19 protein-coding genes and 2 pseudogenes are annotated in these 23,233 nt (G+C 39.4%); 7 read left to right on the top strand and 14 right to left on the bottom strand.

Features of this window, described 5'->3' with window-relative positions:
- Window positions 1-106 precede the first annotated feature (106 nt).
- From BA1DRAFT_RS14900 to BA1DRAFT_RS14890, 3 genes are all read left to right on the top strand, one after another.
- The gene (locus tag BA1DRAFT_RS14900; RefSeq protein ID WP_036780618.1) at window positions 107-397 is read left to right on the top strand and encodes an LCI fold-containing protein; all 291 of its coding nucleotides are present in this window, start codon (window positions 107-109) and stop codon (window positions 395-397) included.
- A gap of 195 nt (window positions 398-592) precedes the next feature.
- Window positions 593-883: an LCI fold-containing protein gene (locus BA1DRAFT_RS14895; protein WP_036780616.1), complete on the top strand. Its 291-nt coding sequence runs from the start codon at window positions 593-595 to the stop codon at window positions 881-883.
- A 210-nt stretch (window positions 884-1,093) separates the two neighbouring features.
- On the top strand, window positions 1,094-1,378 hold the full coding sequence (locus BA1DRAFT_RS14890) for a hypothetical protein (protein ID WP_036780614.1): 285 nt from the start codon (window positions 1,094-1,096) through the stop codon (window positions 1,376-1,378).
- A gap of 143 nt (window positions 1,379-1,521) precedes the next feature.
- Here the strand turns inward: BA1DRAFT_RS14890 and BA1DRAFT_RS14885 are convergent, their stop codons facing one another.
- The 3 genes from BA1DRAFT_RS14885 to BA1DRAFT_RS14875 form a co-directional block, all read right to left on the bottom strand.
- Window positions 1,522-2,283, bottom strand: coding sequence for a DUF4184 family protein (locus tag BA1DRAFT_RS14885; RefSeq protein ID WP_036780611.1), 762 nt, complete (start codon window positions 2,281-2,283; stop codon window positions 1,522-1,524).
- Between the two features lie 199 nt (window positions 2,284-2,482).
- Window positions 2,483-3,676 (bottom strand): DmpA family aminopeptidase, encoded by a 1,194-nt coding sequence (locus BA1DRAFT_RS14880; protein WP_036780609.1) that lies wholly within the window; start codon window positions 3,674-3,676, stop codon window positions 2,483-2,485.
- Window positions 3,677-3,798: 122 nt separating this feature from the next.
- Complete coding sequence (locus tag BA1DRAFT_RS14875) at window positions 3,799-4,251, bottom strand: cytidine deaminase (RefSeq protein WP_036780607.1); 453 nt, start codon at window positions 4,249-4,251, stop codon at window positions 3,799-3,801.
- Between the two features lie 582 nt (window positions 4,252-4,833).
- Between BA1DRAFT_RS14875 and BA1DRAFT_RS14870 the strand changes: the two genes are divergently transcribed.
- Window positions 4,834-7,254, top strand: coding sequence for a hypothetical protein (locus tag BA1DRAFT_RS14870; protein ID WP_036780605.1), 2,421 nt, complete (start codon window positions 4,834-4,836; stop codon window positions 7,252-7,254).
- Window positions 7,255-7,472: 218 nt separating this feature from the next.
- Here BA1DRAFT_RS14870 and aptA read toward each other — a convergent pair whose 3' ends face one another.
- The 7 genes and pseudogenes from aptA to BA1DRAFT_RS14840 all read right to left on the bottom strand — a co-directional run bounded on the left by aptA (window position 7,473) and on the right by BA1DRAFT_RS14840 (window position 15,828).
- On the bottom strand, window positions 7,473-8,804 hold the full coding sequence (gene aptA / locus BA1DRAFT_RS14865; RefSeq protein ID WP_036780603.1) for an omega-aminotransferase AptA: 1,332 nt from the start codon (window positions 8,802-8,804) through the stop codon (window positions 7,473-7,475).
- A gap of 169 nt (window positions 8,805-8,973) precedes the next feature.
- Window positions 8,974-9,276 carry a type II toxin-antitoxin system RelE family toxin gene (locus BA1DRAFT_RS14860; RefSeq protein ID WP_036780600.1) on the bottom strand — a complete coding sequence of 101 codons (303 nt, stop codon included), beginning with the start codon at window positions 9,274-9,276 and terminating at the stop codon, window positions 8,974-8,976.
- On the bottom strand, window positions 9,273-9,524 hold the full coding sequence (locus tag BA1DRAFT_RS14855; RefSeq protein ID WP_036780598.1) for a type II toxin-antitoxin system Phd/YefM family antitoxin: 252 nt from the start codon (window positions 9,522-9,524) through the stop codon (window positions 9,273-9,275). Before BA1DRAFT_RS14855 ends, BA1DRAFT_RS14860 begins: the two co-directional genes overlap by 4 nt.
- 215 nt (window positions 9,525-9,739) lie before the next feature.
- Window positions 9,740-13,186, bottom strand: a complete 3,447-nt coding sequence (locus BA1DRAFT_RS14850; protein WP_036780597.1) for a molybdopterin-dependent oxidoreductase — start codon at window positions 13,184-13,186, stop codon at window positions 9,740-9,742.
- 225 nt (window positions 13,187-13,411) lie between these two features.
- A complete protein-coding gene (locus BA1DRAFT_RS21360; protein WP_051560815.1) occupies window positions 13,412-14,332 on the bottom strand; it encodes a glycoside hydrolase family 18 protein in 921 nt (306 codons plus the stop codon).
- A gap of 228 nt (window positions 14,333-14,560) precedes the next feature.
- Window positions 14,561-14,677: pseudogene (locus tag BA1DRAFT_RS24130) on the bottom strand (type II toxin-antitoxin system Phd/YefM family antitoxin); the annotation flags it as partial.
- 107 nt (window positions 14,678-14,784) lie between these two features.
- Window positions 14,785-15,828, bottom strand: coding sequence for a hypothetical protein (locus tag BA1DRAFT_RS14840; protein WP_072164808.1), 1,044 nt, complete (start codon window positions 15,826-15,828; stop codon window positions 14,785-14,787).
- A gap of 469 nt (window positions 15,829-16,297) precedes the next feature.
- On the opposite strand from BA1DRAFT_RS14840, the pseudogene BA1DRAFT_RS23210 reads away from it, so the two are divergent.
- Window positions 16,298-16,510 (top strand): annotated as a pseudogene (locus BA1DRAFT_RS23210) (helix-turn-helix domain-containing protein); the annotation flags it as partial.
- A gap of 235 nt (window positions 16,511-16,745) precedes the next feature.
- Here the strand turns inward: BA1DRAFT_RS23210 and BA1DRAFT_RS14830 are convergent.
- From BA1DRAFT_RS14830 to BA1DRAFT_RS14820, 3 genes are all read right to left on the bottom strand, one after another.
- Window positions 16,746-17,054: a type II toxin-antitoxin system RelE/ParE family toxin gene (locus tag BA1DRAFT_RS14830; RefSeq protein WP_036780593.1), complete on the bottom strand. Its 309-nt coding sequence runs from the start codon at window positions 17,052-17,054 to the stop codon at window positions 16,746-16,748.
- A gap of 17 nt (window positions 17,055-17,071) precedes the next feature.
- Complete coding sequence (locus BA1DRAFT_RS14825) at window positions 17,072-17,536, bottom strand: antitoxin PaaA2 family protein (RefSeq protein ID WP_036780591.1); 465 nt, start codon at window positions 17,534-17,536, stop codon at window positions 17,072-17,074.
- A gap of 326 nt (window positions 17,537-17,862) precedes the next feature.
- Window positions 17,863-18,741 carry a PhzF family phenazine biosynthesis protein gene (locus BA1DRAFT_RS14820; protein ID WP_036780588.1) on the bottom strand — a complete coding sequence of 293 codons (879 nt, stop codon included), beginning with the start codon at window positions 18,739-18,741 and terminating at the stop codon, window positions 17,863-17,865.
- A gap of 223 nt (window positions 18,742-18,964) precedes the next feature.
- Between BA1DRAFT_RS14820 and BA1DRAFT_RS14815 the strand changes: the two genes are divergently transcribed.
- Window positions 18,965-20,278, top strand: a complete 1,314-nt coding sequence (locus BA1DRAFT_RS14815) for a glycoside hydrolase family 30 protein (protein ID WP_036780585.1) — start codon at window positions 18,965-18,967, stop codon at window positions 20,276-20,278.
- 26 nt (window positions 20,279-20,304) lie between these two features.
- Window positions 20,305-21,747, top strand: a complete 1,443-nt coding sequence (locus tag BA1DRAFT_RS14810; protein WP_036780583.1) for a 6-phospho-beta-glucosidase — start codon at window positions 20,305-20,307, stop codon at window positions 21,745-21,747.
- Between the two features lie 54 nt (window positions 21,748-21,801).
- Here the strand turns inward: BA1DRAFT_RS14810 and BA1DRAFT_RS14805 are convergent, their stop codons facing one another.
- Complete coding sequence (locus BA1DRAFT_RS14805; protein WP_036780581.1) at window positions 21,802-22,986, bottom strand: XylR family transcriptional regulator; 1,185 nt, start codon at window positions 22,984-22,986, stop codon at window positions 21,802-21,804.
- Window positions 22,987-23,233: the final 247 nt, after the last annotated feature.

Genomic DNA, 23,233 nt, shown 5'->3' with positions numbered 1-23,233 from the left:
AACATCATCAACGTGGTGATTTAGATTTTGCATGTATTATCACATATGATTTTGGTAAATAATACGTTTAAATATGTAAATTCTGAAACTATTTAAGGAGAGTTTTATGTTCAAGAAATTATTAACAGTTGGGGCATTAGCAACAGTATTAATCGGAGGAGTTGGGACTGCATCGGCAATTGGTGATTGTCCGTCACGGGACGTAAGAGTAAGCAGAGATGACTCTGGCTGGAAATATTCTACACATTTTCGTAATCCTTATGATAATTTTGCTAATGTATTTGAGCGGGATTATAATGGTAAAACGATTAAATGGTATTTTAAATCGCGTTATGGAGCTTGTTATGAGGGGGATAGGGTCGTTTTCGCTGCTTATTATGAAGGCAGGGAAAAATAAAACTCTACCGAAAAGCCTCTAATAAGAGGCTTTTTAAAACACAAATAAGATAGATAAGAATATAAGCAGTTTTTGAATTTTAAAATTGTGACATCATCAATGTGGTGATTTAGATTTTGCATGTATTATCACATATGATTTTGGTAAATAATACGTTTAAATATGTAAATTCTGAAACTATTTAAGGAGAGTTTTATGTTCAAGAAATTATTAACAGTTGGGGCATTAGCAACAGCATTAATCGGAGGAATTGGGACTGCATCGGCAAACGTACCTATTAATGGTGAATGTGCAAGCACGGCTGCGGATGGATCCAATTATTTTAATAGAGATGGAGAGTTGATATATTATCACCATCTTGTTTCACCTGATAATATTTTTGCTAATGTATATGATAGGAACGGGATTAGATGGTATTTTAAAAGTTCTAAGTATGAGTCATTTTGTGGAAAATATGTCGCTTACTATGAAGGTAGAAAGATATAAAACTCTCCGCAAAGCCTCTTATTAGAGGCTTTCTAGAACACTGACGAGATAATGGCAGTTAGGTTTCCAACCTAATATAAGCAGCTTTTGAATTTTAAAATTGTAACATCATCGATGTGATGACTTAGATTTTGCATGCATTGTCACATATGATTTTGATAAGTAATACGTTTGAATATGTAAATTCTGAAACTATTTAAGGAGAGTTTTATGTTCAAGAAATTATTAACAGTTGGGGCATTAGCTGTGGGTATTACATTAACTGGAGGAGTTGGGAGTGCATTGGCACTTGAAAAGTGTCCGAGTCAGAATGTAAATAAAAAGGGTTCGATGTATACTAGACATGTTGTTAATACTCAAAAAAAATTTTCTAATACATTTGAGCAAAAATATAGTGGTAAAACGATTAAATGGTATTTAAAAGGGGTTGTTAAATCTTGTAATTATAACGGCCGTACCGCTTACGCTGCTTATTATGAAGGCAGAGCAAAATAAAATTCTATCGAAAGTCTCTTATTTTTATTAACTAAGAACACTGATAAACCCCGTTAAAAATAACGGGGTTTTTGCTTTTATTATGTTTTTTTCTTTTATTGACTACGTTGTTTAAATCAATCTATTTAAATACCAATAGATTTTTATTGAATAGATTTATCCTTCGAAGAAGAATGCCTTATCCATAACGCAATAAATACCAGAATAATAAAAAAGACTGATACAGATAGAGTAAGTTCCTTAAAAATAAACCTGCTTATATTTATTCCCGATACATCCCAGGATAAAAATAATGCTACAGGACATGTTAAAAAACCTGAGATAAACCCAATGCCAATCAGATGATAGAGTTTTCTTTTGTTCTTTTTTTGAATAATAGGTTCAAATTTTTTCTGATATCGCCAGTACTTTATGGTGAGGTACAATAATCCTAATAATGAACTGAGATGCTGTAGAATTTTATATATACTTATCCCCTGCTCGTTGGTAATGGAATGAAAAACGCGGAACTGCAATAGAGGAATTAGCTCGACAAAAAAACCGTTATCGTGTGTGAATGCATCCCAAACAATATGGGTTACCGCTCCTATAAACAACGATAGTACAAAAATAATTCTGTCCTTATAGCCCTGTTTTTTATAACGAGTAAAGGATATTGGGAAAAGGATGGATAAAGGATACGACAATAGGTGTACGATCAAAAATATCAATAGGCATAAAGGAAATGCGGTATAAAACCATCCGGGTAAGTGATGCGCAGTGGTTGCTATATCATATAATCCAACAGAGTAAAAGAAATCAGGAGATAAACTACCCATAATTAGCGCAGGCAAATTCAATAACCTTCCCCCCGGAAGATTTTTCAAAGGAAAAACGGCGGCTGGATGTGAAAATGTCCACGGCATTGCGAAAAATCCTGAAATAAATGTTAAAGTCTGCGATAGGGAATTTTACCATTGGCCGTTCTTCTGAACAATTACCGCAGGTGAATTGATATATTCCAAATACTACATCGTATTGTTGAAGCATGTTGTTGAAGGATGGTAGTTACCGATTTCGATTCCAGATTTAAAACCTTTAATCAAACTCGGTAACTCGTTTCTTTTAAATTGAAGTGTCAGATTGAGTCTGAGCTAAGACATTATGTTTTTTTAATATCTCTTGAACTCTATCTTTAGGAATAGAAAACGAAGTATTGCCATTTCTCCCAACCATTTTTTTGGCGGCGATCATAGCATTAATTATTGCTTCTTCTGTCGCATTTATTGTGGCTTCATACAAAGGATCTAGTTGGTCATTTGACAGTATTTTTATTGTCTTTACATCCTTTCTAGAGAAAGCATCACTATTTGCGGTCGAAAATGCAATAAATATCTCACCGCTGGTATTTCTGGCTACCCCACCTACCTTTGCCAGTCCAAGAGATACTCGTTTAGCTATTTTATCTAATTGGTGAGGAGCTAATGGTGCGTCTGTAGCCACCACGGCTATTATAGAACCGGCATCCTTTATTTCTTTCTTGTTGCCATGATATATCGGCTTGAGATCTTGTATTTCTTTACCAACTGGAATCCCTGCAATAATCAAATCATCCCTATCACCAAAGTTGCCTTGAACAAGAACGCCAACAGTATATCCGCCATCTTTTTTATCCAGAATTCTTGATGAAGTACCTGTGCCTCCCTTAAACTTAAAAAGGTTCATTCCCGTTCCGCCACCGACATTACCCTCTGCTATCGCCCCTGATTTAGCGCTATCCAACGCATGATATACATGTTCTTTTTTTACATGCATACCGTTTATATCATTCAATATTCCATCCCACGTTTCTGCAACCACAGGTAATAACCAAAATAAATCATCTTTTAGTGGTGACGTTAGATTATTATCAAACATCCAGCTAATTGTTGAGTCTCTAACAACACCAACACTATGAGTGTTGGTTATTAATATTGGCGTTTCCAGAAAACCACTTTCTTTGACCCATTGATTGCCTGTCATATCTCCATTTCCATTTAAAGAAAATGTACTAGAAAATACCGGGCTAAATTTCTTTCCTCTTGGCAATATAGCTGTTACGCCTGTTCTTATTGGGCCTTTTCCAACTTCTAGCTTTCCATCGCCTTCTATTATGGTTGAATAGCCAACTTCTACACCACTAACATCGGTAATCGCATTATATTTCCCCGTTACTCCAGAGAAAGGAATGCCTAAATCCCTTGCTCTAATCTCATTGGCTAAAGAGTTAGAAGCTATCACTGTCGATATAGATAAAACTATAATATTTAATATTTTCATAACTACTCCTTGTTATACCAAACTAACTCGAAGGTTTAAGATTCTGAACATGAAGATCTAATACGAAAGGGATACATTTTTAACTAGTCGGTATACCCTTTTGTACTATTACCGTAATTATATTATTTAGGTTTGTAATTTATTGTGATATTCCGTTGATATTTAGCCGGGAGTAAGTCCATGATTGGACATTTCACGCAGTTGTGTTTCTCGTCTTGGATAAGCGCCATTGCTTGTGGCGCATAGTCAGAAATCAGTTCTCGACACATACCACATGGAGACACGATGTTAATCTCCCCGTCACGAGAGTGATAAACAGCCACTATAGTATCGATGTCGGCGGAGCCGTATTCTGTCACAGCACGCCCAAGCGCAATGGCTTCTGCGCAAACTGCGATACGACCAACATTTGCTTCAAGATGCACGCCCGTTACAATTTCGCCAGAGCGCAGACGCAGTGCGGCGCCCACAACATGCCAATCCGGTTTGTATCGAGATATGATCGCCGCTTTTGCAGCTTCAATTAGGGAAACATCTTGTTCTTCAAGAACGACGTTTTCGTTATTTGGAATCATTATTATTTCTCGCATTATTTCTAATTAACTTGAGTTATAGATAAAAGATAATATTGAGTGCTTGTTCTAAGATTATAACTTTCGACCAAGAAAAAACCGATCTTAATAAGGACATCGACAACACCGCCAAGGCTATTATTGATCCTTTCTGTCTTCATGTTTGTGGTATACCTACAAAGATCACATAAAACTTAAAAAAATAGTGAAAATTTGTATTCTCAATATTGAATAAGGACCAAGATCAATAATAATGAACGAGATAAGATAATGGACATTGCTATACCCGTCATCTTTCAAGCTGCCTCTTTGTTGGCTGCACTCACTCACCCCGGTCACAGAGTTATCTATTGCTCCCGGGGATTCGTTCCCTTGCCGTCGCGATGCAACTTGAAATCCATAGGGTATATACCGATTTTATATAAAACATATGCTCCCGGGGATTCGCTCCCTTGCCGCCGCGATGCATCTTGAAATCCATAGGGTATAAATATGGATACTTTTTACTATATCAGGCTTTACTTGTGGCTTGAGGCATGATTAAAGCCAGCACATTTTAATAATTAATTGTAGAGAAGTTAGTAAATGCATAATTACATCGGAATTTGTGTGGTCTCTCAGTCCCAAATCGTGAGCCAAGGAGTGAAAGAAGCGATTAACAAGTTGGAATTGTCAATTGCTGTTGAATCTGATCATGGTGAAGTCTGTAAACTTAATTCAACAGTTTCAGTTGATCTTATTATGACGTACTTGCTTCAGCAAGCTAGAAGATATTTACTTTTCTATCAGAAAAAGCATCAATTTTCTTTTCATGTCATGACCTATGAAACACTGGATGACGCTCTGGCTGATATCGCACTGCATCCAGACAGAACACTCGATTTGGTCATTGCTGATGATCTGTTTTTACAATATGGACATTACGAGCGGGTCAGTCATCAGTTTTTCCGATTGTTTGAGGCGAATCCTGGGAAATTGTCACCCTATTCTTTCCTGCTCTCTTTATCAGAGATGATTCCTGGTAGTGCACGGGTACAAGTGATGGATTCAGTGACACTCAATATTTGGCAGCCAGATCCGCTTGTTTGGGAGATACAGGTGCTAAAAAACCTAATGAATCATTTGGATAGCACTTATATTAATCCATTACTTGTTAGAGCGACGACTTCTAAAGTAACAATATCATCAATGGCACAGTTTATTCATGATTATATGGAGTACCACTTCCAGGAGCGTTGGGACTTCCACTACTATACTGGGTCGGTGATCTCCGGGTTTATCGATTCCATGCTTCGTTTGTGTGATGGTACATCTACCTTGTGTGAAAGTGGGCCGAATGAGCACAGCTTGGCAGTTTCTGCGCTTTGTGGCTGGCAGTTCTATCAGCGTGGTTATGTAATTGCGGTAACTTCCGGCATGATCGATGAGTTTCGCGGCACACTATACAACCTGAAACGTGCTCATGCGCCAGGCATCATCATTTGTGCAGATAGTCCTAGAAATAGTTGGTTCCCGTTTCAAGGTACGATGCATAGAGATTATGATAGTAAGAAGTCGATTGAGGCAAAAGGAATTCCGTGCGTTTATATCGATGATCAATTGAACTTGCCTGAGCGGTTAAATGAGGCAATAGATTTATTACATGCTCAACCCGGGCCAGTGTTTATTCTTGCGACCCAATCAGTTTTGGAATGTACACTGAAACCTGGGCAGCTACCCCACCCGAGTCAGTGGAGCCTTTTGGTTCCACAGATTGAGGATAATGAAGCGTCCGTTATGGATGCAGTGATGTCTCTGATCAACCATGACAAGCGTCGTATACTGTGGCAATGTTGTCATTTAACGGATCATGAACGTGAGCTGATTTATCTGATTGCTGAAAAAGCAGGGATAGCGTTAGTAGATACGATAGTATCTCCGGGGGCGGTCAGTGATTACTACCAGCAAAAGCCTGTTAGTAATTATATTGGAACTCTGGCGGTTTACGGCTTTAGCAGCAAAGTATTTCATTACCTACATGAAGGGCAGCAGCTTGCTAATCCTGAAAGCCAGAGTATTTTTTTTCTTAAAAGTAAAGTCGATGAAGTATCCTCGCCATTTTCCGTCAGTAAACTTAAAAATAAATGTCATATTATTCAGGTGAATTGTCGTTTAGAGCATATGTCGCCTTACACTGATCTGGCGGTACATAGCTATTTACTTTCGTTCTTAAAAACCGTTCTTGCTCGACTTAATGTGGATGAAAAGGTACTTGCTTATCGTCGTCGCGAACTGGAGCGAGTTCAGAATTACCCTAACACCACCCCGATAGATTGGTTGCCACAGGTGCCGATGTCGCCCAATTACTTTTATGCCCATTTAGGGAAGCAGTTGCATAATCTGATTTGTGAGCAGGGGTTTGTCTATACCGGGGTTTATGATGTAGGGAAGTGTGGAATCGGGGCGATGCGGAATTTACCGAAAACAGGGAAAGGGTTTTCAGGTTGGTATGGTCGGGCACTGATGGGGGATGCGTTGATGTCATTGCCTTATTTGGCTCGTACATCATCCCAGAATATTCTGGCATTTATTGGTGATGGCGCCAGAGATTTAATCCCAAACATTGAGTCCCATGTTGAACGAGCATTGATGCAAAATCCTCATCGGCAGAAGATCAATATTTCTGTGTTTTATCTTTGCAATGGCATGCTGTCGATGATTCGATCATATATCGATATGCGAAGTGCGACGAATAATACAAAACAGACCTTTCTTGCTGCATCGTCGCGTAATTTGTCTTTGTTTACTGCTTCTAATGTCCAGATTATCCCTGACGTACATGCAACAACACAGGTAATTCGTGAGCGTTGGACAACATTTGACGCAACCTATTGTGAAACCATGTTAACCACCCCTCAAACCATTTATTTTATCGATGTCATGCTCTCACATGACTCCGATGGGGATGGGATGGTCCTGTTCTCTGAAGCCGCATGGCAGCGTGCCAATATAATAAGGAAGGATTGAAATTTAAAAAGCCCAAGAGTGGTTGTACTTTTGGGCTTTACTCTATACCCGTCATCTTTCAAGTTGCCTCTTTGTTGGCTGCACTCGCTCACCCCGGTCACATAGTTTGCTATGCTCCCGGGGATTCACTCCTTTGCCGCCGCGATGCATCTTGAAATCCATAGGGTATAAACCTTTGAGTTTAGCAATATTGAAGATCTTATGGGTACATACTTTCCTTAGTTAATGTAATGCAATACTTCTCCAACAGCATCAAAAAGACGATCCAAATCAGCCCGTTCAGCATTGAACATAGGCCCGAATTGCAGCGTATCACCGCTAAAGCGTACGTAAAAACCCGCTTTCCAAAGTATCATGCTGGCATCAAAAGGACGTACAGCGGCGTCACCGTCACGGGCAGCCAATTCAATTGCCCCCACCAAGCCACAGTTGCGGATATCAGTCACATTTGGGCAATTTGCGAGAGAATGAAGGGCCATTTCAAAATGAGGAGCAAGTTCAGCAGAGCGCTGGATAAGGTGGTCTTTATCTAGCAGATCCAAGGTTGCCAACCCGGCGGCACAAGCTACCGGATGTGCCGAATAGGTATAACCATGATTAAACTCTACAAGGTGTTCCGGTAGTGGCTGAGACATAAAGGCTTCATAAATTTCACTGCTTGCCACTACGCCTCCCAGAGGAATGGAGCCATTGGTAATTTGTTTGGCAAAATTAAGCATATCTGGCGTCACACCAAAATATTCAGCACCAGTCCAGCGCCCCATGCGACCAAAGCCAGTAATAACTTCATCAAAAATCAACAAAATATTATGTTGATCACAAATTTCACGCAGACGCTGTAGATACCCTTTGGGCGGAATAATCGCACCGGCGGAACCGGCTACCGGCTCGACAATCACTGCCGCGATATTGGAGGCATCATGCAGTTCGATCAGCTTGAGCATTTCATTGGCCAACTCCACGCCGCCGGTTTTTGCCATGCCTGGCGTAAATGCCATATTGGCCTGTAGCGTATGGGATAAGTGATCTACGTCCATCAACTGTCCGAACATTTTGCGATTGCCGCCAATCCCGCCCAAACTGGTACCTGCAATATTGACGCCATGATAACCACGTGCACGGCCAATCAGTTTGGTTTTCGTGGGTTGGCCTTTCACACGCCAGTAGGCTTGCGCCATTTTGACTGAGGTGTCTAAAGTCTCAGAACCTGAGCTGGTGAAAAAGACGTGATTGAGATCACCAGGTGTTAAATTGGCAATTTTTTCTGCCAGTTGAAACGATAAGGGATGACCGCACTGAAAGCCTGGTGAGTAATCGAGGGTACTCAATTGAGCAGCGACAGCTTTTTGAATTTCTGTCCGGGTATGGCCTGCGCCACAGGTCCAAAGACCGGACAGACTGTCATAAATTTTTCGCCCCTTATGGTCCTTTAGCCAGTGTCCTTCGGCAGCCACGATAAGACGTGGATCGCGTTGGAAATTGCGGTTGGCGCTGAATGGCATCCAATGAGATTTTAGGTTTAACGATTCAGAAAAACAGGTTTCAGACATAGCTAAGTTCCTCTCATAAAAGTAAAATTTGAGTTTAGTTCAAGCTTCCTGTTTTCGCCAACAATAACTGTTTCTTATAGATTACAAACAGATTATTTAAGTTTATTCTGTAAAAATGTTGGATATATTTGAATTATTTACCTTTATCAGAAAATTCAACTTAATTTTTTTATAAAGTGGTCTGCTTACCTAGTCTTTTACTTGCCAGTTCATACGCTTCGCTCCGTTCGTGTTTACCGACGGCTACCACAGCGATAATCAACACATTATCCATGACCTCATAAACCAAACGAAAACCAGAAGCACGTAATTTTATTTTGTAGCAATTCGGCATGCCTCGAAGTTTAGCGGATGGAATATGAGGTTCAACACAACACTTTTTCAGCTTCTTAGCAAATTGTTGTTGGATTGATTTATCAAGTTTTTTCCACTCTTTAAAAGCATCTTCCCTGAATTTTACGCTATAGGTCATAGATAATTATCCAGATCTACATCAACCAATGCCTGTTCTTTACGCTCATTTACCAGTCGAATAAGCTCTTGATCATCTAAAGCATCAAGTATCTGTTCGTAGAGTCTCGCAGGAATACAATAAAACACCGGTTGGTTACGATTTAGGATTGCGACAGGGTATCCAGCTCCAGAGTTTACGGTCGCCATAGGATTCTTTTTTAGTTCACTAACACTTGCGCTAATATCTGACAGAATTATGTTAGCCATAGAAACACTCCAAAAGATTTGTTAATAGGTCTTATAGTAGCTCCCTTTGTGGAGAAAAGAAACGCAAAAGACCACTTAACAGGTCTTATTTTTTCCGATGTTCCTTTTTTTATTCATTTATTCCTGACTACGATGAAAAGTCCCGTTTTTTCTGAGAAGTATCATCTGTTATTGGACCCAATTTGATAAAAATTGGGCCGATAATGTTCTGGTAGCTAAGCATCAATGGAAATATCAGTGATAGGTATACATTGACAAGTAAGGCACATCCCTTGCTCTGAAGGTTCTACGTCATTCAAGTGTTGCACTTCTCCGCTTTTTAATTTCACAGCACAACTTTCACACTGTCCAACCCGGCATCCACTTGCCATCTTTATACCCATTTTTTCGCCAAAATTAAGGAGTGTCCCTTTGTCAGGAGACCATTCAAGAAGTACGCCGGATTTTTCAAATTTAACTGCAAAACTCTTCCCATCTTTAATTTTTACCGGAGTTAGCGATCGGAACATTTCTTTATAGATATCAAAAGGCGGAACTCCTCGAGTGAGTAAACCTTCTTCGAAAGTTTTCATCATAGGAGCCGGGCCACACATATAAAAACGAGCTTGCTGTTTAATCAGCGTTTCAGGAACGGCATCCGCAGTAATATATCCATGATGTTGGTAATTAATACCCTCAACATCCACTGGCAGCGGATTACTGTAACAGTTGATTACCTTCAACTGCTTAATTTTTGATTCAAGCTCTTTTAGCTTTTTAGAAAAGGCATGTGTATTGCTGTTTTGATTAGCATACAGCAATAAGAGTTCAGGCTTTTCACCGTTAGCTGGAAGAGATTCAAGATAACTTATAAATGGCGTAATACCAATTCCTCCTGCCAACATAACAACAGGTTGTTTAGCATTAAGCGGAATAATAAAGTTTCCTCCCGGAGGCGTCAGATTCACCTCGGCTCCTGCGACTAATGCCCTATTAATGTATGAAGACATGACGCCTTCAAAAGTCTCCCCGCCAGACGTTGTGCCTTTCTGATGCCTTACGGAGATACTGTAAGTCTTTCTACTCTCCAGTGTTGCCGCTCCTGTCAAGGAATAGGCCCGGATAACAGGATTATCCTGCCCAGGTATGGAAACTTGTACTGTGATGTGTTGGCCAGGTTCATAATCAGGCAACATTGCTCCATCTTTTGACTCAAAAATAACCGTTTTAACACCTTTGGCTTCGGGTTTTGTTTCTACAACACGAAACGTTTTACGGCCCTGCCACGGTCTTCTCTCCGGGTTGACATCTTCTGCGAGTTTAATATCACAGCGGAATGAACGGAGCGGAGAAGCGCCGCTGACAGGATCGCAAGAGTCGTCAGAAATGAGCGCATTATAGTTGCTGCTGTTTTTTCCTATGACGGGAAAACCCTCTTTCCCATAATCGGGGCACGCTTGCCACCAACCAAACTCGGCAATTATCGTATCGTAAGAAATATTATTATCTAACGATGCTTTAAAACGCGCCTTGCCGTTGCGAGTGATGACCTCTACCCAATTTCCATTTTTAATACCTTTCTCTTCGGCCAATCGACTGTTTATCTCAAGTTTCGGATAAGGTGATTTTTTACGTAGACTGGCTAAACTTCTCTGTTGGCTATGACAATAGAAGCCATTTTTTACCGAGGTCAGTCGATAAGGGAAATGTGACTCAGAGTTTAAATTCTCTTTGGGTTCAGTGTATATCGGTAGTGGTGGATAACCATGTCGCAACAATTTCTCAGAATAGATTTCAACCATGCCTGTTTCGGTATCAAAACCTTTAACTGTGTTCTTTACAGGATCGATGCTTGCGTATTTCCGATCATGCTGAATTAATGGAATTGAAATTCCTTCCGGCTTTTCTCTTAACGCCGCTACGGTCAAACCAATAGGCTCAAGAATATAATTCCATCCCGCTTCAACGCTGCCGTTAAAAAATATATCATCCATGCCTAAGCGACAGGCCAAGTCGAAGACAATTTCATTATCTGACCGGCTTTCTCCCCGAGGGGAAATCATTTTTTGCCTTAATTGAATGAGTTCTTCTGCCTCGGCTGAAATCTCAAATCCTACACGTAGCCCTTCTCTCTCCCAAGGCGTATTCACGGGTAGTAAGATGTCAGCATAATGTGCTGTAGGCGTTTCAAAGAGATCACAATGAACATGAAATTCAAGCTGTTTTAGCGCCTCTATCCCAATCTTGGTGTCAGCATGAGATGACAACATATTGGTACCAAATGCCATCATAGCTCTAATAGAGTAAGGCCGTTTGTGCAAGATTGCTTGATACAGATCTTGTGATGTTATCCAACCATCTAGTGGTGGCCCCAATGGTTTTTCCTTAAAGCCAAGGGCTTTTTCTTGCTGTTCCTTCGGCATAAACCTGCGGGCATTCACAAGATTTACTGGATGTTTATTGTACACTCTGTTGCTTCCCTGCGTGTCAAAACATCCCGTTAAGGCGTACAGCACGGCAATTGCTCGTTCAGTCTGGGTTGCATTGGTATGTTGAGCTACACCAGTCCAGGAATGATAAGCAATGCGTTTGGAGGACATGATTAAATCTGCGGCATATAGGAGTTTTTCTTTGGTTATGCCTGTGATTTTTTCTACATATTCAGGTGTGTATGGTTGACACTCATCTATAAGTAGCTGGAATGCAGATTTGCATTGTATTTTTTTATTTACATCTTCCGCAGAGTTAATCGAAAATTCGCCTAATAAAGCATAATTATCATTTTCATCACATGGCATATTTTCGTGAATATCGTACATTAGCGGAGACTGAGTTATGTTATTCCAGACAACATACCTGTTTTTCTTAGCTGAAATGTTTATATCTCTTTCTCTCAAGAAAAGACCATTATCATTTCGTACTAATAATGAGGCGTTTGTCCACCGTGCTACAAACGCCTGATCATATCCTTTTCGGTTTATGATGATATTTATTAGCCCGAGGGCTAACGCGGCATCCGTCCCAGGATTTATATTGAGCCAATTATCAGATTCTTTAGCAAGAGCCGTATATCTGGGATCTACAACGATAAGTTTGGCCCCTGCATTTCTTCCCGCACCAAGAGCTTCCGCTTGCGCAAGCCATGTATTTGTTGGGTTGTGCCCCCATAAAATGATTAACTCGGCATTTCTGTAATCAGCCACAGGAATACTGCATCCAAAGGTAAACTTATGCGCCTCGTCTTTATGCCAGTTACACACCTCTGTACTATTGCAGACATTTGGGCTGCCGAAATTTCGAATGAAGCGATCTATCCATTCAAGGCTATCGCTAAGAGGTGTTCCACTTGGTGAGGTGACTGAGAAAGCAACCGATTCTGCACCAAACTCAGCCTTATAGAAAGCCAGTTTCTCAGCAACATACTTCAAAGCTTCATCCCAGGTGATTTTTTCCCAGCCTGGATCTGCGTCCCCTTTGGGATTTGTCCTACGAAGAGGATAAAGAATCCGGTTAGGGCTGTGAGCCAGTTCTGGAGCCGCTTTACCCTTCATGCACATGGCGTTGCCGGTCGGGTGTTTTGGGTTCTGCTGAATTTTTATCAGTGTATCGCTACGAACTTCGTTGATAGTGCCACATCTTGATCTACAGAGAGTACAAAATCCTTCTTTAAACTCACTTTTCATAAGATAACCTCATATAGCTTCACACAATGTTTACTTTGTGGTTTTTTCGGATGATTGATACCAGTACGTATTACTGGTTCCCTCTTAATTAATCGAAGGATTAACAACGTAATGACTCATTATTTCTATATTTTTCTCGTAAATTTCATTGTAATAGAAAATTAAATGAACAATTTCACGTATAGAAAGTTTTTGGATTTTCTATACGTGACTTCACATATTGAACTAATGCATATTAATATTACTTATTTGCATTGTTTTTGCTGTATCTGGGACATAAACAACTTCTTCATTTATCCCCTCTTCTGCTTTGATGATTTGGGTATAATATTGAGATGCTTGGTCAATTGTAAATATTGTATTAGGTGACCAAACCATCATCCCACTATACCCATTATTGATGACCGAGCGGGTAATATTCTGCACTGTGGATACCGAATTTTTTCCGGGGGAGACACCCAATAACAAATTTTCCTTTTTCATCCCGAAGTTAACGTACGGAGCCAGCTTATTGACACTGGCGTTGGTGTAAGTCATCTCGTAACCTGCATCCAGTAAGTTTGCTATGTTGGTCGGTCCCTTGAAATAGATATAATCTGACCACAGGGCCTTGGTCAGTACCTTATTGGCAAATTTTGGATGGCTTTTGATCGCATCCGCTACCCAATAGAAGGATTGACGGTTACCGGAGCATGTTGAATATTCATCATCGATGTTGATTCCATCCAGCCCGTATTTAACGACATCATTTACCATTTCATCGGCAAGTTTCGTTGCCGTTGCTTGACTCATATTACATGACCAACCTGCATTTTGATGATTGCCCAGATAGGATAATTGAACTCTAATGCCCTTTTTTTGCAAATTCCGCACCAGGGAAATATTTTCCTTGAGTATCGAACTTATTTCATCGTTGTAAAACAGTACAGGGATATTAGAGATGCTGCTATTAATGTTGGCTGCGAATAATATAACATCGGAAAAAAATGGTTTTTCAGTTCGTTTCACAACAAAATTACCGATATCCTTGACATGTTGCGGTGAAGGATTGCTCAGAAATGTAATATTATTTGCTGCAAGAGATTGATTTGTTGCAAAGGCAACGATAAGTGCAACCTTCAACAGATTGATATTTTTTAACATCATGAATAAACCTCTTATCTTAGAATGAGTACACCATAAAATTCGCAGGCATCTTTGGAGCATTTCGAAATCTCCTTTCTCATCATGATTTCGTCAGTCTGCCAATTGCCTGCGAAACGGGCATATTATCTTTCTTTAGTTAAGGTTTATCTGTTGTTATCAAACCAGTAACAGGGAGACGATGCTCCCTAGATTGAGGTAGTTCAGGTGTCATAGGACATTTAAAATAGGTTAATTATCTAGATCTACATCAACTAATGCCTGTTCTCTACGCTCATTTACCAGTCGAATAAGCTCTTGATCGTCCAAAGCATCAAGTATCTGTTCGTAGAGTTCCGCAGGAATACAATCATAACCACCCGCTATGCGGGTGGTTATGATTCAACAAAGCCGGAGATGAGGTTTTATTTACTATACTGATCTCACACCTGCATAACTATCTTTGGGCGCCTTATTTAAAACTGGCCAATAAAAGGCTCAAGAATTTTAACTGACTCAGCTTCGCTTACATGAGCTGATGTTGCTGTTATAAGTGCTTTATTAAATTCAACTAATTTCAGACAGGTATTCATACGTTGTGATGAATCTAATCTACTTAAGAGGTTTCTATCTTTCTGATATACAGGCAAGTCAATCTTTGCATTTGGAGCGCCTTCACATTTATCATTCTTAAAATACTTAATAATACTATAGCTGGTTACATCACGAAGAGTATCTGTGGATTTATTGTAATTATATGTAGCTCCCTTGTCCTTACTGAAATCGTAAATCATGGTCACTAAGGCAATAGAAGGTATTTTCACATCCTGATCGGAAAAAATTTTCTCCCGCCATACTTTTAATATTTTTCCTGAGCGATTAATTATCTCTCTTTTGGATGTTTTTTTACTGAAAACATTATCAAGTTCGGAGTATAGGCTCAGACGTTCTGAAAGATACCATTCTGATGTGGCAGGATCTTTTCCATAGTTCAATTCAGAACACCTTTTATTGATAGAGCATAAAGGTGTTGATTTGTTCAGAACGTTGAAAAATGCAATATCGATATCTTCTGTACGGTTACTTAAATTTACTACGGGAGCTTTAATAGTATAATTATACCTACTACCGAAAACTTCCTTGAATACATTGACAGCATCAACCTTTAGTTCAATCGGGCTGAGTCTGTTCATAGATTCGCCATTGTTGTATTTATAAACAAATGCAATGTCAAGATCCGATGAACTAGCCAGAGCCATTCCATAAGCTAGACTTCCTTGAACCTCCATACCAACCTTTGAAAAAGTACCATACTTGCCCCAATATCTTGCAGAGTACAACTTGTCAACAGATGCGCTATGCAGCTCGTTCCCAAGTTTATATAGTTGCTCTTCTGTACTTCTTGGTAATGAAATTTTATTTTCAAAGTTAATCATTCTCATTTCCTGAATTGCACCTATGGAAAACGAGGAGAAAAAAAATAATGTGGCTGGCAATAAAGAAAAAGATTTATTATGCATATATATTCCCTTAAGTTTAGTTAATAACTAGATATACCCGTTATCTTTCAAGTTGCCTCTTTGTTGGCTGTACTCAATCACATTTAAATATTTCAATGGAAATTAATTCAATAGTGATTAATTCAATCCGTTACTTATAATTTTGAATCTTCCATCACATATAAGTAGAGTTTTCATAGTCTTGCTGCATCGATATATTTATAGAGTGTTGGTTTCGATATCACCATTAATTCACAAATCTGTTTTACGGTATTGAGTATATCCGTCAAAAAAGGGCATTTTCATTATCAAATAACGTGGATTCATTATCATTTAATCTTGGCTTGAGGCCGGGATAGAATTATTTAATGTGGGTTGAAAATTATTATTGATTGCAGGTTTGGTGCTTTCAAATGATGTGCTAAATCTGGTTCTTTCACCGAGAAGAGTTACTTTGGAAATTGTTATTGCGAAAACGTATCAGATTCTGCTTAAAACAGTTGCAGCTGCAAACATATTGAATGTATCGCGGCCTCATATGGTTAAGCTTTTGGAAGATGGTTGTCTTCCTTTCCATAAAACAGGCCGACATCGGCGTATTCGTTTTGCTGATCTGATGGAATATAAAAAGCAGCGTAATGCTGAGAGTATGGAGGCTATGAAAGCATTAGCTAATCAGGCTCAGGAATTAGGGATTTACTAATTTTCCCGTCGGCCAAGCATGGGATGTCGTGTAAGATTGGATGCTGCATCACTAAACTGTTCATCCATTCTGGCTGCCGCATATGAATTATCGGCTGCGATGTAGTCCTACACGTCAGCTCGGTCTTGCTTCGTTTCGGGTGTCCAGATAACTTTCACGCTTGGTCCACCACATTGGAGAGCGTAAAAAAGTCTGGGGCACTTTTTTACGCCCTCCATCTCCTGCTGTCACCATGTCACGGCGTTTGCTGCGCCGCGTGTTTCACTCGCAAAATTTCGACGGTGCGCGCCTCGTCCAGCACGCGATAAAAAATAATGTAGTTCCGATGCGCGACCAGCTCGCGCACATAATCCGGCAGGCCGGGCCGCCCGGTGCGGCCAAGCTCCGGGTGCTGCGCAAGCGGCAAGGTCTTGTCGCGTAGCTCCTGACCGAAGCTGCGCGCCCTGGTCGGGTTGTCTTTGCCTATGTATCGAACAATGGCGCGCAAATCCTCGCGGGCCTTCGGTCGCCACTCGATGCGGTAAGGGGTCTTTGCCTTCGCCATAAATCAGCCAGCCGCGCTCAAGCGCGCTTCCTTTTGGCGGGCTTGTGTTCGGCGGCCAAGGCGGCAATATCGGCGTCCATCTCGGCCATAACCTCATCGTGTGAAAGATTCGGGCGCGGGTCGTCGATAGCATCCTGAATCTCGGCAGCCAGCCACTCCGAGTAGGCGGCGGCTTGGTGGGCCTTACGCATTGCCTCGGCCCGACCACGATTGCCGGCGGTTTCTTCTTTCTCGTCCGGGTTCCACTCACTGGCGTCGAACTGGCCGATGGTGATGCCTACGTCACGCAACACGTTCAGGGCGGCAATGGGGTTGCCGAAACGGCGCGGCTCTTGGCTGCGGGCCTTCGCCAGCAAAGCGGCGGCACCGCTGCGGGTTGCGATCTGCACAAGGAAGATTCCTCCCTGCCCTTTCAGGGTCACACCTTCCACGCCGCCGGCATCGCTTGCGGCGCGTAGCTGCTCAATGGTCATGCTTTGCATGATTCACTCCTTATAGGGTGATGAAAGTAACAGGGTTGATTGTGCATGTTTTCTAGGAAACGCGCAATCACCTAGACAAAAAAGGTTGGACAAAATTTAATGGACATTTAGGGGTAGTGACCGGGTAGCTGGTCACTACCCCACATTGGCACGCCGTGCGGCAAACTCGGCTTCGACCTCATCATTAGATTGGCCCAAGCCAGCACGCATTGAGGCTCGCCCGGTGTCGGAAAACAGATGTTTTCCGACAAAATAAGCGGCCTTTCTGAATTATCTAATGAGCAATTTTACGTAAGATATTGTGCATATTAGGGCTGATAATTTTTTTAAATTGTGATGGTGCCATTGATACAGGTTACAGCACTGCCGCCGACAAAAATCTTACCATCAGCATGGCTAAGCCATACACTTCCCTGACGGCCAAGTTTTTTGCCTTGTGATGAATGAACGATTTTATCGTCAATCATTGCTACTTTGTGGTGGCGCATAAATGCAGCAACACTGCCGTTTCCACTACCGCAAACTGGGTCTTCGTTGACACCGCATGATGGGGCGAAAGAGCGTACTTCAATATCAGCCTCTGCTCCTTCACGGTAGGCGCCATACAGACAAACCCCGGTTATGTTCATTTGCGAGTCGTGCTCATACAATTTGGCATAATCAGGTTCCGTTGCCAGCACGGCTTCTGCTCCCGTAGTATGGGCGACAATCCAGCGAGCTCCCACGTCAATAAGTGCTGGTGTTAGTGCGCGATCTAACTGGCAACCCAGAATGCTTTCGAGGCGATCTATCTGCTCGGCGCTAAGCAATGTGATGGCTGGTTCTGGTAGTTCAAAAGTGATTGATTTCTGACCTTCTTCCGTTTCGGTAACGTTCAATGTAATCAATCCCGCCCCGCATTCCTGCACAATACGCCCTTCTCTCGCCTGAATTAAACCGGCTTCAAGAAGAGCATGTGCGGTACCGATCGTAGGATGGCCGGCAAAAGGGAGTTCACTACCGGGTGTGAAAATCCGTACACGATAATCCGCCAATGGGTTTTCTACGGGAAGGATGAAAGTGGTTTCAGAAAGGTTGGTCCAGTTGGCAATGCCCTGCATCTGTATTGATGAAAGTTCTTGAGCATCCATAACAACAGCGACGGGATTTCCCTTAAAGGGTCGGTGAGTAAATACATCAACCTGCTTAAATGGCACAAGAGACATAAAATTTCCTTTTTATGGTGGCAAAAGTGGTTTATAAGTGTATCAAGGTATATTATTAACATGGTGGTTGATAATAAAAAAATAGTTTCGATAAGATATATGTGATGAAACTCAAATAAAACAATTAAATTAAATCCTTTGTGAAATAACATAATACTAATATTAAGATAATTGTGTTTAATTGATTTCAATGAATTAATACTTTTATTGGAAATAATAAATCATGATTAAACTTATCTATACAAATAATAGAGAGCAATGGAAACAAGGATTATCGATCATAAAAACAGACGAAAAAGCCAATTTAATTATCACCAATAAACGAGGCCGAAAACTGGATGGCTTTGGCGGTTGTTTTAATGAGCTTGGCATGAAAGCCTTATTAGATCTAGATAAAGAAAATAGAAAAGTAGTGCTAGATAAATTATTTTCACCGGATGGAGAATGCAAATTAACATTAGCCAGAATGCCGATAGGTGCCAGCGATTATGCGGTTTCTTGGTATAGTTTAAATGAGATTGAAGATGATTATAATATGGCTCATTTTTCAATTCAAAGAGACAAAAAATTATTGATTCCTTATATAAAGGAAGCGTTAAAAAGACAACCAAATTTAAAAATATCCGCCTCGCCGTGGAGTCCTCCGGTATGGCTTAAAACTCATCAAGTCTATAATTTTGGCAGATTAAAGAGTGATGCTCAAAGCCAGGATGCATATGCTTTATATTTTGCAAAATTTATCGAAGAGTATCAGCAAGAAGGTATTTCAATTAATCAAATTCATATCCAGAATGAAGTTGCTGCGGATCAAAAATTCCCTTCTTGTGTATGGAACGGTGAACAATTAAGAGATTTTATAAAAAATTATCTTGGGCCGAAATTCGAACAAAATAATGTAAAAACTGAGATTTGGTTAGGTACTATTAATGCTCCTGAATTCTCTAAAGAAATTGGACGAGATTATGATGATTACGCAAATTGTGTATTACGTGATATAGACACCTATAAATATATAAAAGGCGTTGGTTATCAATGGCAAGGAAAAAATGCCATTCAAAGAACAGTACAAAGCTATCCAGAATTAAAATATTATCAAACTGAAAATGAATGTGGTGATGGTCATAATAGTTGGGAATATGCTCATTATGTGTTTACGCTTTTCAGACATTATTTAACTAATGGTGCTAATGGTTATTTTTACTGGAATATGGTGCTGCATTCTGGGGGAGAAAGTAGTTGGGGTTGGAAACAAAATAGTATGATAAGTATTCCAAAAGGAATAAATAAAGTGATATATAATCCAGAGTATTACGTTATGCGCCATTTTTCTGGTTTAATTTTACCTGATGCGCAGCATGTTGAGTTAGAAGGTAATATGTCAGGAAATGCTGTTGCTTTCGAGAATAAAACGGGCTCTCTTGTGGTGAATATAAATAATTCTTATAAAGAAAAGCAAAAATTAAATATTGGTTATAACAATGATATTTGGTCTATTTATTTGGAACCTGATTCGATTAATTCTATTATATTTAACTAAGAGAACATAACAATCTGGAGTTATCTATGAAGAATAAATTCCCTACCGGCTTTTTATGGGGCGGCGCGGTTGCCGCTAACCAAGTTGAAGGTTATTGGAATCAGGATGGCAAAGGAATGAGTATTGCTGATGTTATGACAAAAGGAGAGCATGGTGTTGATCGTGTCATAACTAATGGTATTGAGGAAAATAAAATCTATCCTAATCATCAAGGTGTGAAATTTTATTCCCATTATAAAGATGATATTGCATTATTTGCAGAAATGGGATTTAAATGTTTTAGGACATCAATTGCTTGGTCAAGAATTTTTCCTCATGGTGATGAATTACACCCTAACGAGGCAGGATTAAAATTTTACGATGATCTTATTGATGAATTGTTGAAATATAATATTGAACCTATTATTACTTTATCTCACTTTGAAATGCCTTATCATTTGGCTAAGAAATATGGCGGTTGGTACAACCGAAAAGTAATAGACTTTTTTATCAATTTTAGCCTGACGGTTATGGCAAGATATAAAAATAAAGTCAAATACTGGATTACATTTAATGAAATTAATAACCAAATAAATTGGCAATATCCACTATTCGGTTATTGTAATTCAGGTGTGATTTATCAGGATCACGACAATCCAGAGCAGGTCATGTATCAAACTATTCATCATCAATTTGTTGCTAGTGCAAAAGTTGTCAAATTAGGTCATGAAATAAATCCTAATTTTAAAATTGGCTGCATGATCCATATGTCGCCATTATATCCAGAGAGCTGTAAGCCAGAAGATGTTTTATATGCACAACAAGCTATGCGCCAGAAATATCTTTTTAGTGATGTTCAGCTTCGTGGGTATTATCCAGCTTATCTTATTAAAGAATGGGAAAGAAAAAATATAGAACTGCATATTGAAGATGGTGATTTAAATTGGTTACGGGAAGGTTGCGCTGATTATTTGGCAATAAGCTATTATATGAGTAATATCGTTGCTTCATCCACAGAAATGTTAGAAAAAAATAGCCAATCCCTCTCCTTCTTTGAGAAAGGAAAGCTCAATCCCTATTTGAAATCCTCTGAATGGGAATGGCAAATTGATCCTATAGGTATTCGATACAGTTTATCTGAATTATATGAACGTTATCAAAAACCTATTTTTATTGTTGAAAATGGGTTGGGTGCCGTTGATAAATTATCTCAAGATGGTGTTATCAATGATGATTATCGTATTGAATATTTAGAATCGCATCTATCTGAAATTAAAAAATCTATTTTATTCGATGGTGTTGATATCCTCGGTTATACTGTATGGGGATGTATCGATTGTGTCTCTTTTTCAACCGGTGAATATCGTAAACGATATGGGTTTATTTATGTCAATGTTGATGATAATGGCAATGGGGATTTTGTACGTTATAAGAAAAAGAGTTTTTATTGGTATCAGAAAATTATAGAAACGAACGGTGAAGATATCTAATTAAATTAAAAGCTATCCTATTTGATTTGAGGATGGCTTATTAATTTTAAATAGCTAAGTCTTTTTAGTGATTTGATATTTGTCTCGATACTCTTTAGGTGTCATATTATAGTTCCGTTTAAACATAGAGTAAAAATAATGTAAAGAAGAATAGCCACAAACAGTAACAATTTCACTAATTGAAATAGAGGTGTGGATTAAAAGATTTTTTATTTTATCTAACTTCTCATTATGAATAATGGTATGAATTGTTTGACCAAATTCATTTTTAAAACGGTTTTCAAGATTAGAACGAGACATACCAACAGCATCAATAACTTGTTCAACTCTTATCCCTTTACAGGCGTTATGACGAATATAATGCATTGCTTGAATAACCGCGGGGTCGTTTACTGCCCGAAAATCTGTCGATTGCCTTGCAATAACTTTTAACGGTGGGATTAATTGGCGATGATATTTTTTAGGTGTATAACCTTTAAGAATTTTATGAAGTAATTTTGCTGCCTGGTAGCCCATTTGTTGTGTACCTTGCACCACGGAAGAGAGCTCGGTACGCGAAAGAAAACGGGCTATTTCTTCATTATCTATACCTATAACACAGATTTTATCGGGAATAGGAATATTTAAATGTTCACATGCGGCTAAAATATGTCGAGCTCTGGCATCCGTTACCGCGATAATGCCTGTATTTGGCTGTAAAGTTTGGAGCCAATCTTTTACTCTATTTTGTGCGTAAGACCAGTTTTCTGGTGTCATCTCCATCCCTTGATATACCACACCTTGATATTGTTCTTTTTCGACTAATTGTCGGAAAGCGTATTCACGCTCTATTGCCCATCGTTTACCACTTGTCTGAGGTAAACCATAAAATGCAAAACGTTTAATACCTTTATCTTTTAAATGATTAAATGCGCTTTTTATTAAAGCGAAGTTATTCGTCGCAATATAATGAGCCGCAGGATAGTGATTTTCTTGGTGATAAGAGCCGCCGACGCCAATAACAGGAATGTCTACCTGACTGAAAATACGTTGGATTTCTATATCATCAAAATCAGCAATAATTCCATCACTCTGTAAGGTTTCCAAACTATTTAATTTAGTGGTGAAATCTTCCTCAATGAAAATATCCCAATTACATTGACATGTTTGTAAATATTCACCTATCCCTTCTATCACTTGGCGATCATAAGCTTTATTGGCATTAAATAATAGTGTTATATGGTATCGTCTGTTCATCATTATATCCTTATTGATTTATGCAACTTTAATCATAATTATTTTTCTATTTTCAGGATTAAATTAACACCAAATTATGAGATAAATCACACAATTAACAATAATCTTAATGAAGAAATAAAATAACACAATTGAAAATAGCGACATTGATGAACAAAATTTTACCTGATTATCACTTAAATTCAGCTCCCATAGGCGTATACTTAAAATAAGTCTGTGTGGAGGTAAATGAAAATGGCTAAAAATCAGA

Source organism: Photorhabdus aegyptia (genome assembly GCF_000612035.1).
Lineage (GTDB): Bacteria > Pseudomonadota > Gammaproteobacteria > Enterobacterales > Enterobacteriaceae > Photorhabdus > Photorhabdus akhurstii.
Note: the sequence above shows the minus strand (reverse complement) of the source record. Positions and strands in the feature narration are given on the sequence as shown.

Excerpts from the sequence above, each read along its gene's own strand:
- aptA (WP_036780603.1), bottom strand. The coding sequence starts at position 8,804 with ATGTCTGAAACCTGTTTTTCTGAATCGTTAAACCTAAAATCTCATTGG.
- BA1DRAFT_RS14850 (WP_036780597.1), bottom strand. The coding sequence starts at position 13,186 with ATGAAAAGTGAGTTTAAAGAAGGATTTTGTACTCTCTGTAGATCAAGA.
- BA1DRAFT_RS21360 (WP_051560815.1), bottom strand. The coding sequence starts at position 14,332 with ATGATGTTAAAAAATATCAATCTGTTGAAGGTTGCACTTATCGTTGCC.
- BA1DRAFT_RS14860 (WP_036780600.1), bottom strand. The coding sequence starts at position 9,276 with ATGACCTATAGCGTAAAATTCAGGGAAGATGCTTTTAAAGAGTGGAAA.
- BA1DRAFT_RS14820 (WP_036780588.1), bottom strand. The coding sequence starts at position 18,741 with ATGTCTCTTGTGCCATTTAAGCAGGTTGATGTATTTACTCACCGACCC.
- BA1DRAFT_RS14890 (WP_036780614.1), top strand. The coding sequence starts at position 1,094 with ATGTTCAAGAAATTATTAACAGTTGGGGCATTAGCTGTGGGTATTACA.
- BA1DRAFT_RS14870 (WP_036780605.1), top strand. The coding sequence starts at position 4,834 with ATGCATAATTACATCGGAATTTGTGTGGTCTCTCAGTCCCAAATCGTG.
- BA1DRAFT_RS14895 (WP_036780616.1), top strand. The coding sequence starts at position 593 with ATGTTCAAGAAATTATTAACAGTTGGGGCATTAGCAACAGCATTAATC.
- BA1DRAFT_RS14900 (WP_036780618.1), top strand. The coding sequence starts at position 107 with ATGTTCAAGAAATTATTAACAGTTGGGGCATTAGCAACAGTATTAATC.
- BA1DRAFT_RS14875 (WP_036780607.1), bottom strand. The coding sequence starts at position 4,251 with ATGATTCCAAATAACGAAAACGTCGTTCTTGAAGAACAAGATGTTTCC.
- BA1DRAFT_RS14805 (WP_036780581.1), bottom strand. The coding sequence starts at position 22,986 with ATGATGAACAGACGATACCATATAACACTATTATTTAATGCCAATAAA.
- BA1DRAFT_RS14840 (WP_072164808.1), bottom strand. The coding sequence starts at position 15,828 with ATGCATAATAAATCTTTTTCTTTATTGCCAGCCACATTATTTTTTTTC.
- BA1DRAFT_RS14815 (WP_036780585.1), top strand. The coding sequence starts at position 18,965 with ATGATTAAACTTATCTATACAAATAATAGAGAGCAATGGAAACAAGGA.
- BA1DRAFT_RS14880 (WP_036780609.1), bottom strand. The coding sequence starts at position 3,676 with ATGAAAATATTAAATATTATAGTTTTATCTATATCGACAGTGATAGCT.
- BA1DRAFT_RS14830 (WP_036780593.1), bottom strand. The coding sequence starts at position 17,054 with ATGGCGAAGGCAAAGACCCCTTACCGCATCGAGTGGCGACCGAAGGCC.
- BA1DRAFT_RS14810 (WP_036780583.1), top strand. The coding sequence starts at position 20,305 with ATGAAGAATAAATTCCCTACCGGCTTTTTATGGGGCGGCGCGGTTGCC.
- BA1DRAFT_RS14825 (WP_036780591.1), bottom strand. The coding sequence starts at position 17,536 with ATGCAAAGCATGACCATTGAGCAGCTACGCGCCGCAAGCGATGCCGGC.
- BA1DRAFT_RS14885 (WP_036780611.1), bottom strand. The coding sequence starts at position 2,283 with ATGCCGTGGACATTTTCACATCCAGCCGCCGTTTTTCCTTTGAAAAAT.
- BA1DRAFT_RS14855 (WP_036780598.1), bottom strand. The coding sequence starts at position 9,524 with ATGGCTAACATAATTCTGTCAGATATTAGCGCAAGTGTTAGTGAACTA.